General features: G+C 69.0%; 14 protein-coding genes and 1 riboswitch. Of the genes, 8 read left to right on the top strand and 6 right to left on the bottom strand.

Going from position 1 to position 20,333, the window contains the following annotated elements; genetic code table 11:
- Positions 1-3: 3 nt before the first annotated feature.
- On the bottom strand, positions 4-1,410 hold the full coding sequence (locus ACOOHF_RS13210; protein WP_420462066.1) for an amidase: 1,407 nt from the start codon (positions 1,408-1,410) through the stop codon (positions 4-6).
- 4 nt (positions 1,411-1,414) lie between these two features.
- Positions 1,415-2,377: an outer membrane protein gene (locus ACOOHF_RS13205; protein WP_420462065.1), complete on the bottom strand. Its 963-nt coding sequence runs from the start codon at positions 2,375-2,377 to the stop codon at positions 1,415-1,417.
- 200 nt (positions 2,378-2,577) lie between these two features.
- Here ACOOHF_RS13205 and ACOOHF_RS13200 point away from each other — a divergent pair, with 200 nt between their 5' ends.
- Both ACOOHF_RS13200 and ACOOHF_RS13195 read left to right on the top strand, forming a co-directional pair.
- Positions 2,578-4,872 (top strand): tetratricopeptide repeat protein, encoded by a 2,295-nt coding sequence (locus tag ACOOHF_RS13200; RefSeq protein ID WP_420462064.1) that lies wholly within the window; start codon positions 2,578-2,580, stop codon positions 4,870-4,872.
- 61 nt (positions 4,873-4,933) lie between these two features.
- The gene (locus ACOOHF_RS13195) at positions 4,934-5,059 is read left to right on the top strand and encodes a hypothetical protein (protein WP_420462063.1); all 126 of its coding nucleotides are present in this window, start codon (positions 4,934-4,936) and stop codon (positions 5,057-5,059) included.
- 110 nt (positions 5,060-5,169) lie between these two features.
- Here the strand turns inward: ACOOHF_RS13195 and ACOOHF_RS13190 are convergent, their stop codons facing one another.
- From ACOOHF_RS13190 to metH, 4 genes are read right to left on the bottom strand one after another with little or no spacing between them, the layout of a single operon-like run.
- Positions 5,170-5,550 (bottom strand): type II toxin-antitoxin system VapC family toxin, encoded by a 381-nt coding sequence (locus ACOOHF_RS13190; protein WP_420462062.1) that lies wholly within the window; start codon positions 5,548-5,550, stop codon positions 5,170-5,172.
- Between the two features lie 9 nt (positions 5,551-5,559).
- Positions 5,560-5,814 (bottom strand): type II toxin-antitoxin system Phd/YefM family antitoxin, encoded by a 255-nt coding sequence (locus ACOOHF_RS13185; RefSeq protein WP_420462061.1) that lies wholly within the window; start codon positions 5,812-5,814, stop codon positions 5,560-5,562.
- A 39-nt stretch (positions 5,815-5,853) separates the two neighbouring features.
- Positions 5,854-7,734, bottom strand: a complete 1,881-nt coding sequence (locus tag ACOOHF_RS13180; protein ID WP_420462060.1) for a bifunctional homocysteine S-methyltransferase/methylenetetrahydrofolate reductase — start codon at positions 7,732-7,734, stop codon at positions 5,854-5,856.
- Positions 7,731-11,483 carry a methionine synthase gene (gene metH / locus ACOOHF_RS13175; RefSeq protein WP_420462059.1) on the bottom strand — a complete coding sequence of 1,251 codons (3,753 nt, stop codon included), beginning with the start codon at positions 11,481-11,483 and terminating at the stop codon, positions 7,731-7,733. Before metH ends, ACOOHF_RS13180 begins: the two co-directional genes overlap by 4 nt.
- Before the next feature lie 27 nt (positions 11,484-11,510).
- A riboswitch (SAM riboswitch) is annotated at positions 11,511-11,584 on the bottom strand.
- A 95-nt stretch (positions 11,585-11,679) separates the two neighbouring features.
- Between metH and ACOOHF_RS13170 the strand changes: the two genes are divergently transcribed.
- From ACOOHF_RS13170 to ACOOHF_RS13145, 6 genes are all read left to right on the top strand, one after another.
- A complete protein-coding gene (locus ACOOHF_RS13170; RefSeq protein ID WP_420462058.1) occupies positions 11,680-14,478 on the top strand; it encodes a DUF5916 domain-containing protein in 2,799 nt (932 codons plus the stop codon).
- A gap of 98 nt (positions 14,479-14,576) precedes the next feature.
- Positions 14,577-15,734, top strand: a complete 1,158-nt coding sequence (menC, locus tag ACOOHF_RS13165) for an o-succinylbenzoate synthase (RefSeq protein ID WP_420462057.1) — start codon at positions 14,577-14,579, stop codon at positions 15,732-15,734.
- Positions 15,731-16,543: a GNAT family N-acetyltransferase gene (locus tag ACOOHF_RS13160; RefSeq protein ID WP_420462056.1), complete on the top strand. Its 813-nt coding sequence runs from the start codon at positions 15,731-15,733 to the stop codon at positions 16,541-16,543. The genes menC and ACOOHF_RS13160 overlap by 4 nt, the downstream gene beginning before the upstream one ends.
- A gap of 4 nt (positions 16,544-16,547) precedes the next feature.
- Positions 16,548-18,671 carry a S9 family peptidase gene (locus ACOOHF_RS13155; protein ID WP_420462055.1) on the top strand — a complete coding sequence of 708 codons (2,124 nt, stop codon included), beginning with the start codon at positions 16,548-16,550 and terminating at the stop codon, positions 18,669-18,671.
- The gene (locus ACOOHF_RS13150; RefSeq protein ID WP_420462054.1) at positions 18,668-19,447 is read left to right on the top strand and encodes an SDR family NAD(P)-dependent oxidoreductase; all 780 of its coding nucleotides are present in this window, start codon (positions 18,668-18,670) and stop codon (positions 19,445-19,447) included. Before ACOOHF_RS13155 ends, ACOOHF_RS13150 begins: the two co-directional genes overlap by 4 nt.
- Entirely contained in the window at positions 19,444-20,214 is a 771-nt protein-coding gene (locus ACOOHF_RS13145; RefSeq protein ID WP_420462053.1) for a VOC family protein, read from the top strand. The genes ACOOHF_RS13150 and ACOOHF_RS13145 overlap by 4 nt, the downstream gene beginning before the upstream one ends.
- The last annotated feature ends 119 nt before the right edge of the window (positions 20,215-20,333 follow it).

The following is a 20,333-nucleotide window of genomic DNA, read 5'->3' as shown; positions in this document are numbered from 1 at the left end:
GGTTCAGTCCGCCTGAGAGGGTTCCGCTAGCCGTGGTGGGATACCCAGCCGCGTCAGGTTCGTGCCGAGCACGGATTCCACGGCGGCCGCCTGCGCGAGGACGGCGAGGTCCGCGCCGGCCGGGCCCATCAGCTGCAGGCCGACCGGCATCCCCACGCCGTCGAGCCCGGCGGGGAGGCTGATCGCGCACAGATCGAGCATGCTGGCGGGGCACGTCCCCGAGAGCATGAGGCGGTTCGCGTCGCGGTAGGCGCCGAGTCGCGACAGGGCCGCGAGCGGCGGCGGCGCGATCGGCAACGTGGGCGTCGCGAGGAGGTCGATCCGCTCCGAGGCGAGGCGGGCGTGGACGACGGCGGAGAGGCGGCGGCGCTCGTGGAGAGCGGCCAGATAGTCGAGCGCGCGCACGTCGCCCGCCGCCCCCAGACGCTTGCCGACGATCGGGTGCAGGAGCGGAATCCACTCCGGCAGGTCGCGCTCGAGGAACCCCAGGAACTCCGGTTGTACGATCTGGCCATCGAAGTAGCGTTCCCCCGCCTCGTCGAGTTCGGGCATGTCGATTTCGATGACCGTGGCGCCCACCGCACGCAATTCGGCCAGCGCACCCTCGACGACGGTTGCGATCCCGGGCTCCGCGTCCGTCCACAGGCGGGAGGCGGGGACGCCGATGCGCAGCCCCGAGACCCCTTCCGGCGTGGCATCCGCGGTTTCCCGCGCGTACCCCGCCAACGGGTCTAGAACGCGGAAGGCGTAGCGCAGGTCCTCCACCGTGTGGGTGAGCAGCCCCACCGTGTCGAGCGTCGTGCTGAGGGGGACGACGCCCGTGGTGGGCCAGCGGCCCGTTGTGGGGCGAAAGCCGACCACCCCGGTCGCGGAGGCGGGGATGCGTATGGAGCCGCCCGTGTCCGAGCCGAGGGCGATCCGCGCCGATCCCTCCCACAGGCTCACGCCCGCGCCTGCCGACGAGCCCCCGGGCGCCCGGTGTTCCACGGGGTCCCAAGGATTGACGGGCGTACCCGTGTTCGGGTTCAACCCGACGGCGCCGAACGCGAACTCGACCGTGTGCGTCTTTCCCGTGATCACGGCCCCGAGCTCTCGCAGCGCCCGCACCAGGAATCCCTCGGGCCAGGCGGGGAGCGGCCGCTTCGTGCCGGCGCGGAGCGGGGTTCCGTCGAGCGCGTAAAGGTCCTTGATGGAAACCGTGACGCCGGCGAGCGGGCCGGGATCCTCGCCTCGGGCGGCCGCCACGTCGACCGCGTCGGCCTGTTGCCGGATCGCCCCCGCGTTGAAGGCGATGTACGCGCCCAGATCACTCGCCTCGTGGCGGCAAATCGCCGTCTCGGCCTCCCGGCAGGCCACGCCGCCGCCCCGCCGCACCTCCGTGCCAACCTCCTGGATGGACGGCCGCTTCATCGCGCTAGAGCACGTACTTCAGACTGGCGGTGACCGCCCAGTGCCCCAGCTTCGAGAAATCGAGCGTGGAAACGAAGGGTGTCGCGCCGTCCGCGTGCACCGGCGCGTGGCTGCGGATCGTGGTCCAGCGCGCGTCCGCGCTGATGTCGGGAACCTGGACCCAGCGGCCCTTGAGGCCCAGCGAGGCGCGGGGCGAGAAGGCGAAGTCCACGCCGCCGAGCAACTGGAAACCCAGGTCGCGCGCGGTCAGGTCCGTCGCCAGCTCGCTGACCGTTCCCGCCGCAGCGCGCTGCCAGTCGGGCGAGGCGCCTGGGTTCGCGCGGTCGCCCCCGAACACCTCGAGGTAGCCCTCCGCGATCGACTTGCGGGCGAAACCGAGGTAGTAGCGGAAGTCGACCCGGGACATCCCTGCCCCGGCGCCGACGTAAGGCGTCAGGCGGCTCGGGTTCCGGAACGCGTAGTAGACGTTGGCGAAGAGCTGGCGCCCCCGAAACTCCGAGATATCGCCCCACGGCGGCCGATCCGGACTCCATTCCGTGTCCTTGCCGGTGATCGTGGCGCCCGAGGCATCCCCGAGCGTGAACAGCGTATTGTGGATGATCTGGTGCCGCTGGAGGAGTTCGACCTCCACACTCAACGCTCCGAATCCGTACCCGACCGCGACGCTGCCACCGAGGCCCGCCTCCGGAGCATGGGAATACAGGCCGCCAATTTCGGAGCCGGCGAGGCAGCCCGTGTCCCTGGGCGCGTCGGTCAGACTCGGGTACAACAGCCGATCGCACCGCGTCGGGGTGTTGGGTCCCGAGAGCGCGACCTCGGTGTTCGCCCCCTGGGAGAGGCCCACGTCCATCGCGACGTAGAAACCCCGCGTCCATTGGGCGGAAGCATCCGAGGCCGCGACGAGAGCGGCCCCGGCGAGCATCCCGGCCACGAGGGAGCGCCTCAGGTCAGAGCGGGCAATTCGCATGTCGATTCCAGTCCTGTGTCCGAAGTTCCCGAAGGTTCGCGCCGGCCCGCGGGCCGCAGGGATACCTATTCCGCCTCATCGAGGCCCCGCAACCTCGCTCCTGCGGGGCTTCCCGCAAGTTGCGCGGACATCCGTCAGCGGCCCAGACTTCGATACCTCGGACGGTCGCCCCGGCCGAGTATCCCCGGTGAGGAGATCATATGGCGAGTCTGGCCAGGAACCTTTTCGAGCGCCGTGTTCCCCACGTGCTCGTCATCTACGCGGGGGGCTCCTTTGCCCTCGTCGAGTTCACCGCTTTCATGGTCGACGAATTCCTCCTCTCCCCGCATTGGACGAGAGTCGTCCTGACCGCGGTCCTGCTCCTCCTGCCGAGCGTGGCCATGCTCGCGTGGTTCCACGGGCGACAGGGCCGCGACAAGGTGCCATTGACGGAGAAGATCGGGATCCCCGCGAATCTCGCGCTCGCGGCGACGGTCCTGCTTCTTCTCTTCGGCGGCCAGGATCTGGGGGCGGCGACCACGGCGGTGTCCGTCGAGACGGAGGACGGGGAGACCGTGGAACGCGTGGTGCCGAAGCCGGAATTCCGCAAGCGGACCGCTCTCTTCCCGTTCGACGCGGGATCCGGCCTGGACGAGGACGAGGCCTGGCTCACGTACATGGCGCCGCTGGTGCTCGAACTGGACCTGGCCGCGGACGACTTCTTCGAACCGCTTCTCTTTGGCGCGTTCATGCAGCGGCTGGCGGAACTCGGCTTTCCAGCCCTGAGAGACGTACCCCTTTCACTCAAGCGCGAGATCGCGGCGGAGTTCCACTCCGCCTTCATCGTCGGCGGCACGATCGAAGGTGTGGAGGACCGATATCGCCTCACGCTCACTCTGCACGACACGGGGAGCGGCTCGCAGATCAGCGAAACGGTCCACGAGGGACCCGACTTTCTGACGCTCGTCGACGAGATGTCCGAGGCTCTCGCGGACGCACTGGAGATCCCCGACCGCGACGACATCGAACACCTCGCGGTTCGGGAACGGCTGACCGGGAATGACGCGGCCTGGGAGGCCTTCGGCCAGAGCTATCCGAAGCTGCTCGCCAATCCGCCGGATCTGGACGCTGCCGTGGCGGGGTTGAGCGCCGCGACGGCCCTCGATCCCACGTTCACGATGGCTCAGCACCAGCTGGCCGTGCTGCTCCTGAGCGTCAACCGTCCCGGAGAAGCCATCGCGCCGATTCAGGCGGCCATCGACCACCTCTACCGGCTCCCGGAGCGCCTGCGCTTCAGGGTCAGGTCGGACTACTACTTCCTGACGCAGCAGCCGGAGAAGGCGTGGGCGGTAGTCGAGATGTGGGTTGAACTCCATCCCGAGGATCCGACGGCCCTCCGAAACTACCTCGGCGTGCAATTGCTGCGGGGAGACTGGGAGGGAACGGTCGGGACGCTCGAGACATTGTACCGGCTGAATCCTGCCGAGCACTCCCTGCTCAGGGCGCTGGCCCAGGCGCACGAGGAACTCGGGGACGAGGACCGGGCGCTGGCGGCGCTCGCGGAATACGTGGAGAAGTTTCCGGAGGACTACACCGGCTACCTGGACCTGGCCCGGATTCAGCGGAGGCACGGCGATCTCGACCGTGCGCGAGACTATCCGGAGCGGGCCATCATCATCGAGCCCCGGATGCCCGAACTGCTGGGCGAACTCGCTTCGCTCGACCTGAGCACGGGTCGGTTCGAGAGCGCGCTGTCGGGGTATGAGGAGGCGCTGGAGTCGTCTCGCGCGCCGGCGCAGAGGGCCGACGCCCTGGAGGGTCTGCGGGAGTACTACAGCTTCCGTGGACAGATGGAAGAAGCGATCGGGCTGGCGGACGCCCGGCTCGACGAGGCCCGTGCGTGGCAGGCGCCGATGCAGGTCGCCCAGGACCGGTTCTCCGACATCGACCTGTATCTGGACGCGGGCCGGTACGACGACGCCGTGGCCCTGTTCGAGGAACTGCGGTCTCAGCTTCCACCGCCCGTGAGCGATTACCAGGTCCCCCATTGGGAGATTCACATCGCGCTAGGGGCGGAGGACGGCGAGGCGGCCCGGGGTGCGTACCACGCCGCGTTCGACGCGATGGAAGCGACGGAGCTCGGTGTGCTGCGCCCCGCACTGACCGGCGACCTGGGGCGGATCGAGGAACTCGACGGCAACTACGACGCGGCGGTCACGAACTACCCGGACGCGATGGCGCAGGATCCCGGCCGCAACTTCCGCCGCCGAACCGGACGGGCGCTGCGGAAGGCGGGCCGTCTGGACGAGGCCGAAGAGCAGTTGAGGGAAGCGCTGCGCCTCCGCCCGGCCGACCCGCGGACGCACCTGGAGATGGCCCTCGTGCTGGAAGCGCGCGGTGACGCCCCGGGCGCGCTGGAGCACCTGCGGAGCGCACTCGCCGCCTGGGAGAACGCGGACGAATCCTTCGAGCCCGCCGGCGAGGCCCGCGCCCTGCTCGCCGCGCTCGACAACTGAGGCCGACGGCCACGCACTGGCCGCCTCAATCAGCCCAGGAACCACAGCCGATTCGGAGCCGATGCAATTTCTCAAGAACGGCCCCGACATTCCTTCAAAGCTTCTCAACGACCACGAGGAGGGCCAAGTAGCATTTTTCGTTGGTGCGGCCGAGGCGCTCCCGCTGCACTCCGGCCAGATCGCCTGACCCTGGCGCGGCGGCGCCTGACGGGCGGTTCGAACCTGTAAGCATTGCTTACGAGTTGGCACATCGCGCGGCGCGAGTGGTCAAGGATTACTTGACAACTGCGTGGCTCCTCAAATGGCCATCGTGGGGACGTCGTATTGGAGAACGCGGCGGTCCCTCGTCACGAGCGTCAACCCCTCCACGCGAGCCTGGGCGATCAGGAACCGATCAAACGGATCGCGGTGCAAAACCGGGAGCCGGGCCGCCTCTTCGGCATGCCGGAACTCCAGCGGTAGATGCGTGAATCCTCTCTTCTCTACCAGCGTGGACAGGCCTTCGGGGGCGTCAAGGCGTCCCTTCGCTCTCTTGGCCTCGATTTCCCACCCCGTGATCGCGCTCACAAAGACTTCGTTGCGGGGATCGACGATCGCGGAGCGGGCAAGATCCGAAATCCGCGCGACATCGGACAGACACCACAGGAACACGTGCGTGTCCAGAAGGAGACGTCTCACAGGCGGCCGCTAGTCCTCGTCCGGGAAGATCTTCGAGCTTTCCATCAGCACCATGAGTTCCTGATCGGGTTCGTCGAAGTCTTCGGACAGCCGGATCTTTCCCTCCAGCCCCCCAAGCTTCCGTTCCCGCAGAGGCTCCCGGTACGGCTCCAGTCGCAGGTATGGCTCGCCGGCCTTCGCGATGACGATCTCCTCGCCCGCCCAAGCCAGCCTGCCGAGGCGAGAGAGCTGTGATTTGGCTTCGTGCATGTTCACTTTCACCATCGATCCCGCCTTAGCTAAGTCCAACTAAGCCTCACTCGGTCAGGGGGTCGTGTCAAGATCCTCGCCGGTATCAAGCTCACCATCAACCAACACGGCGGCGGCGCGGTCGACCCGGTCTCCGGGGGTGCTGACGAGGGCGCCAGCCACTTGGGCGCGGACGGCGTCCAGCACCTCGCGCGCGACGGCGATGCCCTCGCGGGCCGCCTCATCCGCTCCCCGGTCCTGAGCGCGGGACATCCGTTCGAGGACGGCGGCCGGGACATCGACGCCCGGGACCTCGTGCGCGAGAAACTCCGCGTTTTCCAGTGACAGCGGGGGCCACAGACCCACGAGGATCGGGACGCCGAAGCCCTCGATCTCGCGGACGAAGGCGAGAAACGCATCGGGGTCGAACGCCGGCTGCGTGACCGCGAAGTCGGCGCCCGCTTCCGCCTTCCAGGCGAAGCGGCGGATCTCCTCTTCCGGATCGAGGGCGCCGGGGTTCACGGCCACACCCTTCACGAACGAGGTGGGTGAGCCGATCGAACTCCCGCCCGGGTCGAGGCCGAGGTTCAACTGCTGGACGACGTTCGTGAGGCCGATGCTGTCGATGTCGTACACGCCGCCGGTGTCGTAGGGGCCGCCGCGGGGCGGATCGCCGGTGATGAGCAGCAGGTTGCGGAGACCGGCCGCCGCGGCGCCGAGGAGGTCGCTCAGCATGCCGAGCATGTTGCGGTCGCGGCAGCTGTAATGCGGGACCGTCTCGATCCCCAGTTCGCGTTCGATGACGATGGCGGCGGGCAGTGATGCGATCCGGCTCCGGTGCGCGGGGCCGTCAACGATGTGGACGGTGTGCACCCCGGCGTCGCGGAGGCGGCGGGCGCCCGCCAGCAGCTCGCTCGGGTCCCACCCGTGCGGCGGCGTAACCTCTACCGCGCGGACGAACTCGCCCGCGGCCAGTCGGTGGCCAAGAGCCGAGCGGTCGGCCAGCGGTGGCGGATCGGGCGCGGGCTCGCCGCCCGGTTCGGTCGGCTGGGCGACCGCCACCCGCACCGGCTCGTGCGAGTTCGTCCCGAGCAGCGTCGCCGTCAGACGCGTGTGCTCGGGCCCGGTGCCACAGCAGCCCCCCACGAAGCGGGCCCCGGCCTCGGCCATGCGCCGCGCGTAGCGGGCCATGTACTCCGGGCTGGCGAGGTAGATCTTCCGGTCGCCGATGTCGCGCGGCAGCCCTGCGTTGGGCAGCGCCGAGACGGGACGCTCCGCGGCGGCCACCATGCGCTCGATCCCGAACAGCATGGCGGACGGCCCCACCGAGCAGTTGAGCCCGATGACGTCCGCCCCCGCTTCGTCCAGCGTCCGCGCCGCCGCCTCGACGGGCGCGCCGTACGCCGTGTAGCCCTCCTCGCCGAACGTCATCTGCGCGAAGACGGGCGCGTCACCCGCCACGCGGCGCACCGCTCGCAGCGCCTGCAGCAGTTCGTCGAGGTCGGAGAACGTCTCCAGGATGAAGCCGTCGACCCCGCCCTCCGCGAGGCCGGCGACCTGGCGGCCGAACAGCGCCGCGGCCTCGTCGACGGAGGTCGGACCCCACGGTTCGATCCTGATGCCGAGCGGCCCGATCGCCCCCAGCACCTCCGCCCTCTCGCCGGCCGCCTGCCGGGCGAGCCGCGCGGCCGCCACGTTGATCTCCTCCGTGGAGCCGTCGAGGCCGAACGCCTCCAGCTTGACCGGGTTCGCGCCGAAGGTGTTCGTCTCGATCAGTTGCGCCCCGGCGCGCACGTACTCCGCGTGGACCCCGAGGACCAGATCGGGCCGCGTAAGGTTCAGCTCGTCGTAACACTGGTTGACGAACACGCCGCGCTCGTACAGAACGGTGCCCATCGCACCATCGATGACACGGACGGCGTCCCCCTCGATCCACTCCCGCAGCCGCCCGCTCATCCCGCTGCCTCCAGCGCGACCTCGCGGTCGTAGGCGAGGTTGGGCGACAGCCGCCGCTCCGCCTCCTCGAGCGAGACCCCGCTCCGCTCCGCGTAGTCCTCCACCTGGTCGCGACCGATGCGGCCCAGACCGAAGTACCGCGCCTCCGGCCGCGCGAAGTACCACCCGCTCACCGATGCGGTCGGCAGCATCGCGTAGTTCTCCGTGAGCGAGATTCCGAGGCGCCGCTCCACGCCGAGCAGATCGAACAGCAGCGCCTTCTGCGAATGGTCGGGACAGGCGGGATATCCCGGCGCCGGCCGGATCCCGACGTACCCCTCCGCGATCCGCGCCGCGTGGTCGAGCTTCTCTTCCGGCGCGTACCCCCACAGCTCCGTCCGCACGATCTCGTGCAGGCGTTCGGCCAGCGCCTCGGCCAGACGGTCGGCGAGCGATTTGGCGAGGATGCTCCCGTAGTCGTCCACCTCCGCCTCGAAGCGCGCGCACAGCGCCTCGAGCCCGATCCCGGCGGTGACTGCGAACCCTCCGCTCCAGTCCGCCACGCCGCTCGATTCCCGGGCAACGAAGTCGGCCAGACAGACGTTCGGACCCGACGACCGGTCCATCTGCTGCCGGAGATGCGGCACCGTCAGCAGTTCGCGACCGCGATCGGCCGAAAAGAGGACGATGTCGTCGCCGCGGGCATTCGCCGGATACAGCCCCGCGGCCGCCCGGGCCGTCAGCGACCCGTCGCGCACGATGCGATCCAGGAGCCGCCGGGCATCGTCGTACAATTCGCGCGCCGCCGCGCCCCGCACCGGATCATCGAGCAGACCCGGGAAGCGGCCCTTCATCTCCCACGCCTGGAAGAATGGCGTCCAGTCGATGTAGTCGAGCAGGTCCGCGAGCGGGAACGGATCAAAGACGCGAACCCCCAACTCGCGGGGAGCCGCGATCGGCACCCGCTCGTCGATCGCAAGCCGGTTCCCCCGGGCCCCCGTGAGAGAGGCGAGGGGCCTCCGCCGGTCCCTGAACTCGGCGCGGATGCGCCGGTACTCGGCCCGCGTCTCCTCGACGAACGCGGTCTTCCGGTCGTCGCTCAGCAGCTTCCCCACCACCCCGACGGCCCGGGACGCGTCGAGCACGTGCATGGTCGCGCCGGAGTAGCGTTCCTCGATCTTCACGGCGGTGTGCTTCCGGGAGGTCGTGGCCCCGCCGATCAGGAGCGGCACCTCGAACCCCTGCCGTTCCATCTCGCTCGCCACCCGCACCATCTCGTCCAGCGACGGCGTGATGAGACCGCTCAGGCCGACGATGTCCACGTCATGCGACCGGGCCTCCGAGAGGATCCGCTCCGGAGGCACCATGACACCGAGGTCCAACGTGTCGTAGCCGTTACACTCCAGCACCACGCCGACGATGTTCTTCCCGATGTCGTGCACGTCTCCCTTGACCGTGGCGAGGAGGATCGTCCCCTTCCCCTTTCTTGCCGCGGCCGCACGCCTCCCTGCAGCGGTGGCCTGCTTTTCGGCCTCGAGGTGGGGGACGAGAAACGCCACGGCCCGCTTCATGACGCGCGCGGATTTCACCACCTGCGGCAGGAACATGCGGCCGCTGCCGAACAGGTCGCCCACCCGGTTCATTCCGGCCATCAGCGGACCCTCGATCACGTCGAGCGCGCGGGCGTACCCGAGACGGGCCTCCTCGGCGTCCTCCTCTATATGCTCGACGATCCCTTCCACGAGCGCGTGCTCGAGCCGCTCCTCGACGCCCCATGACCGCCAGGCGTCGTCCACCCGGGTCCGCACCCCCTGTTCGCCGATCCGCCCGGCGAGATCCGTGAGCCGCTCCGTCGCGTCGGGACGCCGGGCGAGCAGCACATCTTCCACCGCCTCGAGAAGTTCGGGGGCGATGTCGTCGTACAGGGGGAGCCGGCCGGCGTTGACGATCCCCATGTCGAGGCCGGCCGCGATCGCGTGGTACAGAAACGCCGCGTGCACGGCTTCGCGTACCTGGTCGTTCCCCCGCCAGGAGAAGGAGATGTTGCTGATTCCGCCGCTGGTCGACGCTCCGGGCAGCTCGCGCTTGATGCGGCGCACCGATTCGATGAAGGCGATCCCGTATTCGTCGTGCTCCTCCATGCCGGTGCCCACGGCGAACACGTTGGGATCGAAGATGATCTCCTCCGGCCGGAAGCCGGCTCCGAGCAGGAGGTCCCAGGCCCGGCGGCAGATCTCGAGCTTGCGATCGACAGTGTCGGCCTGACCCCGCTCGTCGAAAGCCATGACGATGACCCCCGCCCCGTAGCGCCGGATCAGGGCCGCCTGCTCCAGAAAGACCGCTTCCCCTTCCTTGAGTGAGATCGAGTTGACGATGGCCTTGCCCTGGACGCACTTGAGCCCGGCCTCGATCACCTCCCAGCGCGAGGAGTCGACGACCAGCGGCACGCGCGCGATGTCGGGCTCCGCCGCGATCAGGTTCAGGAACCGGGTCATGGCGGCTTCGGAGTCGAGCAGCCCCTCGTCCATGTTCACATCGAGAAGCTGCGCGCCGTTGCGGACCTGGTCCCGCGCCACCTCGACCGCCTCGTCGAACGCGTCCTCCCGAATCAGGCGCCTGAACCGGGCCGAGCCCGTGACGTTGGTGCGCTCCCCGATATTGACGAACAGCGTGTCCGGCCGGATCGCCAGCGGCTCGAGACCCGAGTATCGGGGCAGCGGATCGAGCACCGGGATACGCCGCGGCCGGGCGCCGTCCATCCGATCCGCGATGGCCCGGATATGCTCGGGCCCGGTGCCGCAGCACCCACCCACCACGTTGAGGAGTCCCCGGTCCGCAAAGTCGCCCAACAGGTCGGACATGTGCTCGGGCGTATCGTCGTAACCGCCGAACTCGTTCGGCAGCCCCGCGTTCGGGTGGCAGCTCACCGGCACGTCGGCGACGGTGGCCAGTTCCGCCACGTACGGCTCCAGTTCCGCCGCACCGAGCGCGCAGTTGAGCCCGACGAAGATCGGATCCGCGTGGCGGACCGAGAGCCAGAACGCCTCCACGGTCTGGCCGGACAGTGTACGCCCCGACAGGTCCGTGATCGTGCCGGAGACCGCGATGGGGATGGCCTCGCCCCGCTCCGCGGCGAGTTCGAGGATGCCGAAGATGGCGGCCTTCCCGTTCAGCGTGTCGAACACGGTCTCCACGAGCAGCACGTCGGCGCCCCCTTCGATGAGCCCTTCCGCCTGGGCGCGATAGGCGCGGGCCAGTTCGTCGAAAGAGACCGCACGGAAGGCCGGGTTCTCCACGTCCGGCGAGAGCGAGGCCGTCCGGTTGGTCGGCCCCATGCTCCCGAGCACGAACCGCGGCCGCGACGGATCCAGCCGCGTCGCGCGGTCCGCCTCTCTCCGGGCGATCCTCGCGGCCGCTACATTCAGGTCGTGGATGAGGCGGGCGTTCCCGTGCTCCGGGGAGATACCGTAATCTGCCTGGGAGATGGCCTGCGCGTTGAAGGTGTTCGTCGTGATGAAGTCGGCGCCGGCCTCCAGGTACGCGCGGTGAAGCGACGCGATATCCCGGGGCCGGGTCAGGCACAGCACGTCGTGGTTGCCGGCCAGGGGACGATCGTGGTCGGCGAGCGGGCCCGAGCGGTAGGCCGTCTCATCGAGGTCGAGGCCCTGGATCATCGTCCCGGTGCCACCGTCCATGATCAGGATGCGCCCCTTGAGCGCCTCCCGGATCTGTACGCTGCGCGACTCACGACTGTTGGCCACGGACCTCATCCGCAAAAAATCCCGGTCGCCAAAGATCGCGCCCGGGGCGTGGCTCTTTAGCGATTGTTTAGCGTGGCTGCAAGCTGCCGCAAATCACCACGGCCGGATTTTCCGGCAGGCGAAAACTAGCGCACCCGCCATGCCGACGAAACCGAATACGCGCACGCGGTTAAACAGCGTGACGAAGGGACGTGTTTCGCCTCATATGGACAAGCGACGACGTGAAGCGGGCCGCGGGGCGTTCGCCCTCGCGGTTCTGGCGATAACAGGGGCGGGGTGGGGGCTTTCGGCGCAGGAACCGTCGCTCTCGCCGACCGCGGCCGTGGCGACCGTCTTCAGCGGGGGCGTGGCCCCCGCGGCTGTGGAGGCGGTACGCCGCGAGGGCGAACTCTCGATCGATGGCCGGCTCGACGATCCCGCGTGGCGGCCGGCCCCCATCATCACCGACTTCGTCCAGGGAGTGCCGCTGGAGGGCGCCGAGCCGTCCCAGCCGACCGAGGTCCGCGTCGTGTTCGACGATGGCGCGATCTACGTCGCCGCCCGCCTGTACGAGAGCGACCCGAGGGTGATCCGGGCGCGCCTCACCCGCCGGGATGAACGCGGTTCCTTCGACTCCTTCAAGCTCTCGCTCGATCCGAACCGTGACGGGCTGACCGGTTACGAGTTCGAGGTCAGCGCCGCCGGGGCCGAGACCGACAGGTATCTGTTCGGCGATACCCAGGAAGACGTGAACTGGGACGCGATCTGGGACTCCTCGGTGCAGGTCGACGACCGCGGGTGGACGGTCGAGATGCGGATCCCGCTCTCGCAGATCCGCTACGAAGCTCACCCCGGCATGCAGACCTGGGGCATCAACTTCGCGCGACAGCGTCTCGAGACGAACGAGACGGACTACTTCGCCCTCCAGTCGCGCACGGCCCGGGGACGCGTGAGTCAGTTCGGCACGATCGACGGGCTCCAGCTCGCGCGCTCGAGCCGGCGGTTCGAGGTGCGGCCGTTCGCCGTGTCCCAGTACCACACGGCCCCCGCCGACATCGGAAACCCGTTGTTCGACGGCAGCGAGATGGAGCCGCGCGGGGGCCTGGGCCTGAGCATGGGAATCGGCTCCGCTTTCAGCCTCGACGCGACAGTCTATCCGGACTTCGGCCAGGTCGAAGTGGACCCCGAGGTCATCAACCTCACCGCGTTCGAGACCTTCTTCCCGGAAAAACGCCCCTTCTTCGTGCGGGACGCGCAGATCTTCACTTTCGCCGGCTCGCGTGGCGGCCGGATGGGCGGCGGCAAGGCGCTCTTCTTCAGCCGCCGGATCGGGCGGGAACCGCGAGGATTCGGGCCCTACGAGGCAGACTTCCGCGATACGCCGCATCTGACGTCCATCCTCGGGGCGGCGAAGCTGACGGGCCGGACGCAGGGCGGTCTCTCCGTCGGCGCGCTGGCGGCGGTGACCGGGCAGGAGATGGGGCAGGCGTACTTCGCGGAGCCGGATTCCCTGGGACGGTTCGTGGCGGAACCGCAGACCGAGCACGCCGTGCTGCGGCTTCAGCAGGACTTCCGCGGCGGCGCGAGCAAGATCGGCGTCATCGGCACCGGCCTGAAACGCGAACTTCCGGGCGACGCATCGTTCGATTTCCTCCCCTCGCAGGCGTACAGCTTCGGCCTCGACTTCGAACATCAGTGGGGCGGACGGCGCGGCCGCGACTATCGTCTGTGGGGCTTCTACTCGGGCAGCCTGGTCCGGGGGTCGAACGAGGCGCTCCTGCGGCTGCAGCGAAATCCGACCCACTACTTCCAGCGTCCCGACGCCAGCTACCTCTCGGTCGACTCCACCGCCACCTCCATGTTCGGGAGCGACTGGCGCGTGCAGATCGAGAAGGAGGGCGAGCACTGGACGTGGGGCACATGGCTGGGACAGCAGACCCCCGGCTTCGAGGTCAACGACTTCGGGTTCCTGACCAGCGGGGAACGGCTCGATGTGGGCGCGCGCATCAGCTATCGGGACATCACCCCCGGCGATCTGTTCCGCAACTACAACATAAGCCTCTTCACCTACCACAACTTCCGCCATTCGCTGCTCGAAGAAGTCCGGGATCCGGAGTACTGGCGGCGGTCCTACGACACGGGCGCCGCGTGGATGAGCGGGAGGTTCACCTTCCTGAACAACTGGGGTCTCAACCTCAACCTCTCGTATTCCCCCGAGAGTCAGTCCGATACGCAGACGCGCGGGGGTCCGCTCATGACGGAACCCGCGGAGTTCAACGTCCGCCTGGACGCGAACACGGATCGGAGCCGGGCCTTCCACGTGTCGCCGCGTTTCTCCTACCGCATGGCGGCACAGGGACGCGGGCATGACTTCAGTACCGGCTTGAACTTCTCGTTCCGCCCGGTTCCCAACTGGCGATTTTCCCTGGGCCCGAACTACTCGAATAGGCGGGACGGGGCCCAGTACGTGACCCGGACGGAGACCCTGACGTACAGGCCGACGTACGGTACGCGGTATCTGTTCGGCGACCTCCAGCGGACGAGTTTCTCGATGGAGACCCGTCTGAACGTGTCCTTCACGCCCGACCTGAGCCTTCAGCTCTATGCGCAGCCCCTGCTCTCCTCGGGCGACTATCGCGGCTACCGGCAGCTCGCCACCGCCGGATCGTTTGATTTCCTCGACCACGCCGAGGGGCGGGCCTACCGCTTCAACGGCCTCGTCACGGGATGCACGGACGGTACGACCTGCGCCTTCGACGGCGTGCGCTATTTCGACTTCAACGGCGACGGCGCGCTGGACCACTCGACCCGGGACCGCGACTTCAACATCCGTTCGCTGCGCGGCAACGCGGTGTTCCGCTGGGAGTATCGCCCCGGTTCGGAAATCTTCCTCGTGTGGCAGCACGCCCGCCGCGAGAGCGTCCTGCTCGGCAACTTCGACCTCAACCGGGATCTCGAGGGGTTGTTCCTGGCGCCGGCGGAGAACGTCTTCATCATAAAGGTGAGCCACTACCTTTCGATCTGATCCCGCCGAGCGCCTCGCGCCGGGCTGATTTGGGGTGCAGGTTGGCGGAGCGGATGTTTCGCTGCCGCTGACGACCTGTCCCGCCCGGAGACGAATCCTTGCCGACAAGCCCGCTGCGCCTGGTCGAGGTGACGCTGCGAGAGATCGAACTGCCCCTCAAGGAGCGGTTCGTCATCTCGTCGGGATGGATGGAGAATCGCCGCATCCTCCTGCTCGAACTCCGCGACGAAAGCGGCATCACGGCCTGGGCGGAGTGCGTCTGCGGCGACCTTCCCAACTACTCCCCCGAGACGGTGGACACGGCCTGGCTCGCGCTGCGGCGCTGGCTTCTGCCCCGGATTCTCGGGCGGGAGATCGAACGGCCGGGGGTCGTGAAGACCCTTCTGGACGACGGTGTGCAGGGGCATCCGATGGCCAAGGCGGCTATCGAGATGGGAGTCTGGGGAATGGCCGCGGAGGCTGCGGGGGTCTCTCTCTCCCGGCTCGTGGGAGGGACGCGGAGCCGGGTTCCGACGGGGATTTCCATCGGGCTCCAGGCCTCGCCCGCGGACCTCGCGGCGAAGGCGAGGCAGGCCGTCGATCAGGGCTACCGAAAGGTCAAGCTCAAGATCAGTCCGGAAAAGGACATCGAGTTCGTCGCGGCCGTCCGCGAGGAACTGGGGCCCCGGATGCCGCTCGCCGTCGACGCGAATGCCGCCTACACGCTGGAGGATGCGGACCACCTGGCGAGGCTCGACACGTTCGACCTCATCATGATCGAGCAACCGCTCGCGGCCGGCGACCTCGTGCGCCACGCGCGACTCCAGGAACGGATCGACACGCCGCTGTGCCTCGACGAATCGATCGTCGACCCGGCCACCTGCGAGGACATGCTCGCGCTCGGGAGCGGCCGGATCGTGAACATCAAGCCGGGGCGCGTCGGCGGGTTCCGCAACGCCCGCGAGATTCACGACATCTCGCAGCGGGCCGGCGTCCCGGTCTGGTGCGGCGGCATGCTGGAGAGCGGGATCGGCCGCGCCTACAACGTCGCCCTCGCCTCGATGCCGAACTTCGAACTCCCCGGTGACCTGTCGCCGAGCGCCCGCTACTGGACGCGGGACATCGTGACGCCCGAATGGACGATGAGCGCGGACGGCTTCGTGACCGTGCCTCGCGACCGGCCGGGCCTCGGCGTCGAAGTGGACACCGAGCGCGTCGAAGCGCTCACCCGCCGTTCCGAGACATTCGCCGCGGCCGCCCCCGGCGTCCCGTCGTGACCGAGTTCCGCCCGCTGGAGACGCTCGACGACCTGCGCGCGTGCGTCCGCCTCCAGCGAACGACCTGGGGGGAGGGGTTCGCGGACATCGTGCCCGCGTCCGTCCTGCAGGTATCGCAGAAGATCGGGGGCTTCGCGGGAGGAGCGTTCGAGGACGACCGTCTCATCGGTTTCGTCTATTCGCTTCTCGGGCGTTTCGAAGGCGTCGAGGCGCACTGGTCCCACATGCTGGCCGTTCATCCGTCCGCGCGCGGGGGCGGGCTGGGCCGGGAGCTGAAGCTGTGTCAGCGCGAGGCTGTCCTCTCGAGCGGGATCGGCACCATCTTCTGGACCTACGACCCCATGGTGGCCCGCAACGCGCACGTGAACCTGAACCGGCTCGGCGCGACGGTGCTTCGCTGCGTGCCGAACATGTACGGCTCGGATACGGGGAGCCCCTTGCACGCCGGGGGCGATACCGACCGGTTCATAGTCCGGTGGGATCTCGACGGACCGGAGACCCGCCGGGCGCTCGAGGAGGGAACCGCGAGGTCGGCCGGCCGTCTCGCGGTTCCGTTGCCGGATCCGGCCCACGTCGTGCCGCGGCCGGACGGAATACAGGGGGCGGGCGACGGACTGCCCGGGGGTGAGGAGGTGTTCGTCGAGATTCCGGCGAATGTCGAATCGCTGCCCCCCGACGGAGCGCTGATAAGGTGGCGCGAGACCGTGCGCGACGCGGTCTTGACCTATCTCAGGAGGGGATATGAAGTGCAGAGCCTGGTCGCGAACCTCGAGGCGGATCGCTGCTTCTACGTCCTGCGTCGGAACTGACGCCATGAGCCATGCGCAGAGTTCACGGCGCAGGCAGGCGGCCACCGCCGGGATGTGGGCCTTCCTCGCGTCCCTCGGCGCGGCCGGTGCGGAAGCCCAGACGCCGTACACCGTCGAGGACATCCTCTCCGCCCCCTTCGCGACGGATCTCGTCGCCGCTCCCTCGGGCTCGGCCTTCGCCTGGGTCGGGTACGACCGCGGCGCCCGCGGCATCTGGGTCGCCGAAGGGCCCGATTTCGTAGGCCGTCAGCTTGCAGCCTGGTCCGAGGACGACGGACAGGACCTGTCGCAACTGCGCTTCACGCCGGACGGGCGTCAGATCGTTTTCGTGCGCGGCGGCGGGCCGAACCGCGCCGGGGAAATCCCGAATCCGCGCTCCGAGCCGGAGCCGGCGAGCCGGATGGTGTGGGTCGCGTCCCTCGATGGCGCCGCCCGACCGCTGGCGGAAGGGACCTCACCCGCCATCTCCCCCGATGGCCGAACCGTCGCGTTCCTGAACCGCGGGCAGGTCTACACCGTGACGCTCGACGGGTCGGAGCCCGCGGGCCCCCTTCTCCGCATCCGCGGCAGTGCGGGGTCGCTCACCTGGTCTCCGGCGGGGGACCGGCTGGCCTTCGTGAGCAACCGCGGCGATCACGCGTTCGTCGGCGTATTCGGGCTCGACGACCGATCCGTCCGCTATCTGGACCCGAGTCTGGACCGGGACGGCGACCCCGTGTGGTCTCCGGACGGAACCCGGATCGCCTTCATCCGCGTCCCCAACGAGGGGGGGCGCCTCCCGTTCTCGCCCGTCCGCAGCGCCCTCCCCTGGTCCATCCGCGTGGCCGATATCGAGACGGGGACGGCGCGCGAAGCGTGGCGCGCGCTGCCGGGCAGCGGCAGCGCCTTCCAGGGCGTGAGCGGCCCCGCGCTGGCGTGGCTCGCCTCGGACCATTTCCTGTTCCCGTGGGAGCGCACGGGCTGGCAACACCTGTACTCGGTCCCGGTGGCGGGCGGCCAGGCGACGCACCTCACGCCGGGTGATTTCGAGGTCGAATACGTACTCCCCGCGCCTGGCGGAGAATCCGTCTATTTCTCATCCAACGAGGGTGATATCGACCGACGGCACCTGTGGCGCGTGGCCCCCGGGGGAACGCCCGAGGCCCTCACTTCGGGAACCGGTATCGAGTGGAGCCCCGCCGTGACGGCGGACGGCGTACTGGGCTTCATCGCTTCCGACGGGCGGACGCCGGCCCACGCCGAGGTCCAGACGGGAGGGGAGCGGCGGCCGCTCGTGGACGCCTTCATGCCGGACGCTTTCCCGTTCGAGAGCCTCGTGGAACCGCGGCAGGTCACGTTCCGCTCCGAGGACGGGATGCTCATCCACGGGCAGATCTTCCTTCCCTCCGCCGGCGCGGAGGGGCGCCGGCCCGCCGCCATCTTCTTCCACGGCGGGTCGAGGCGTCAGATGCTGCTTGGCTGGCACTACCTGCGCTACTACCACAACACCTACGCCCTGAACCAGTACCTCGCGAGCCGCGGCTACGTCGTCCTTTCGGTGAACTATCGCAGCGGAACGGGCTACGGCCTCGATTTCCGGGAGGCGCTGAACTACGGGGCGCGCGGGGCCAGCGAGTACAGGGACGTGATCGCGGCGGGCCACTACCTCGCCGAGCGCGACGACGTCGACCCGAACCGGATCGCGCTCTGGGGCGGCTCCTACGGGGGCTACCTCACGGCGCTCGGGCTCGCTCGGAACTCCGACGTGTTCGCGGCCGGGGTCGACATCCACGGCGTACACGACTGGAACGTCGTCATCCGCAACTTCGTACCGTCCTACCAGCCCGAGACGCGAGAAGCCTTCGCGCGGCTCGCCTTCGAGTCTTCCCCCATGGCCTGGATCGACGGCTGGCGCTCTCCGGTGCTCTTGATCCACGGTGACGACGACCGCAACGTGCCCTTCTCCGAGTCCGTGGACCTGGTCGAATCGCTCCGCGCGCGCGGCGTTGAAGTCGAGCAGCTCGTCTTCCCCGACGAGGTGCACGGTTTCCTCCTGCACCGGAACTGGCTCGAGGCCTTCGAGCGCGCGGCGGCGTTCCTGGACGCGCATCTCGGCGGGTCGGCAAACGCGGGAGGCGCGAGGCCTTGACGGCCCGCATCGCGGGGCAACTCGCGCTCGTCACCGGGGCCAGCGCGGGGATCGGCGAGGCCATCGCGCGCCGGATGGCCCGCGATGGCGCGAACCTCGTGCTGTGGGCCCGGCGCTCCGACCGGCTCGCACAGCTGGCGGAGGAGATCGCCTCGACCACCGGGGCGAACGTGCAGACCTGTGTCGTCGACGTCCGCGATCACGAGGCCGTGGTGGCCGAGGCGGACCGGCTCATGGCCGTGACCGGGGCGCCCGACATCGTCATCAACAACGCCGGGCTCGCCGCGGGCATGGCGCTCGTTCAGGACGCCGATGTCGACGACTGGAACCGCATGATCGACACGAACGTGAAGGGGCTGCTGTTCGTGACGCGCGCCTTCCTGCCGGCCATGATCGCGCGGGACTCGGGTCATGTCGTCAATATCGGAAGCATCGCCGGCCGGCAGGTCTATCCGGGCGGGAGCGTCTACTGCGCCTCGAAGTACGCCGTCCAGGCGCTCACCGAGGGGTCGAACCTCGACGTCCTGGGTACGGGGGTTCGCGTGTCGGGGGTCAACCCCGGCATGGTCGAGACCGAGTTCTCCCTCGTCCGCTTCGGCGGCGACGCTGCACGCGCCCGGGCGGTGTACGAGGGCACGCATCCACTTCAACCGGAGGACGTAGCGGAGGTGGTCTCCTTCGTGCTCAACGCCCCACCCCACATCAACGTGGCCGACGTCATCGTCCTCTCGAACAGCCAGGGCAGCATACACCACATCCACCGCGACGGGGGATGAGCGTCGCGGGGATCGCCGGACTCTTCATCGCCTGTCCGGACCCGGTTCACGTCCGCGAATGGTACCGCCGCCACCTGGGGCTCCGGTTTTCCGTCGGCGAAGGGGTCCGTTTCACCTGGCGCGAAGTTGACAGCGGACGGTCCTTCGACACCCGGTTCGACTTCGTCGATGAGGCCTCGCGACGCCTGAATCCCGGCACCCCGCCCGTGGTCGTGCGCTATCTCGTGCGCGACCTCGGGGCGCTGGCCGAGACGCTCCCGGAGGGCGGCGACGGCCTGACGATGCGGGAGGGCCGGTGCGGTTGGATGATCGACCCGGACGGGCGGCGGGTGGAACTCTGCGAGGCCACCGCACCCGCGGAACCCTCGGTCGATCACGGAAGGGTGACGGGGATCGGCGGTGTATTCCTCCGCTCCCCCGACCCGGCGGCGCTCAAGGCGTGGTACGCGCGCCTCGGGATCCGGCCGGGGCCCGACGGCTACGTCACGTTCCCCGCCCGGTCGCTCGAGGGGGACGAGACGTTCACGGCGTGGGAGGTGTTCCCCTCGAACACGACCTACTTCGACTCGAAGGGCGAGCCGAGCCCCCACCGCTTCATGCTAAACCTGCGCGTCCAGGACCTCGACGGGCTCGTCGCGTCGCTACGCGGAGGCGGCGTCTGGGTCGACCCGAACACGGAAGCCTGCGAGTACGGGAAGTTCGCCTGGATCGTCGATCCCACGGGCGCACGCGTCGAACTGTGGGAGCCCGCTCCCGCCGCGAGCTGACGCCTTCGCCGGCCCACCCCCCCGCTTTCTCCTCCCGCGTTCTCGCCTCTTGACACATCTCGATATATCGAGATAGTGTTCCGATATATCGAGACACGTCGGCACGGTTAGCGTACGGA

The sequence above is a fragment of the Candidatus Palauibacter sp. genome, assembly GCF_965216145.1.
GTDB lineage: Bacteria > Gemmatimonadota > Gemmatimonadetes > Palauibacterales > Palauibacteraceae > Palauibacter.
This window is presented reverse-complemented; position numbering and strand designations above follow the sequence as displayed.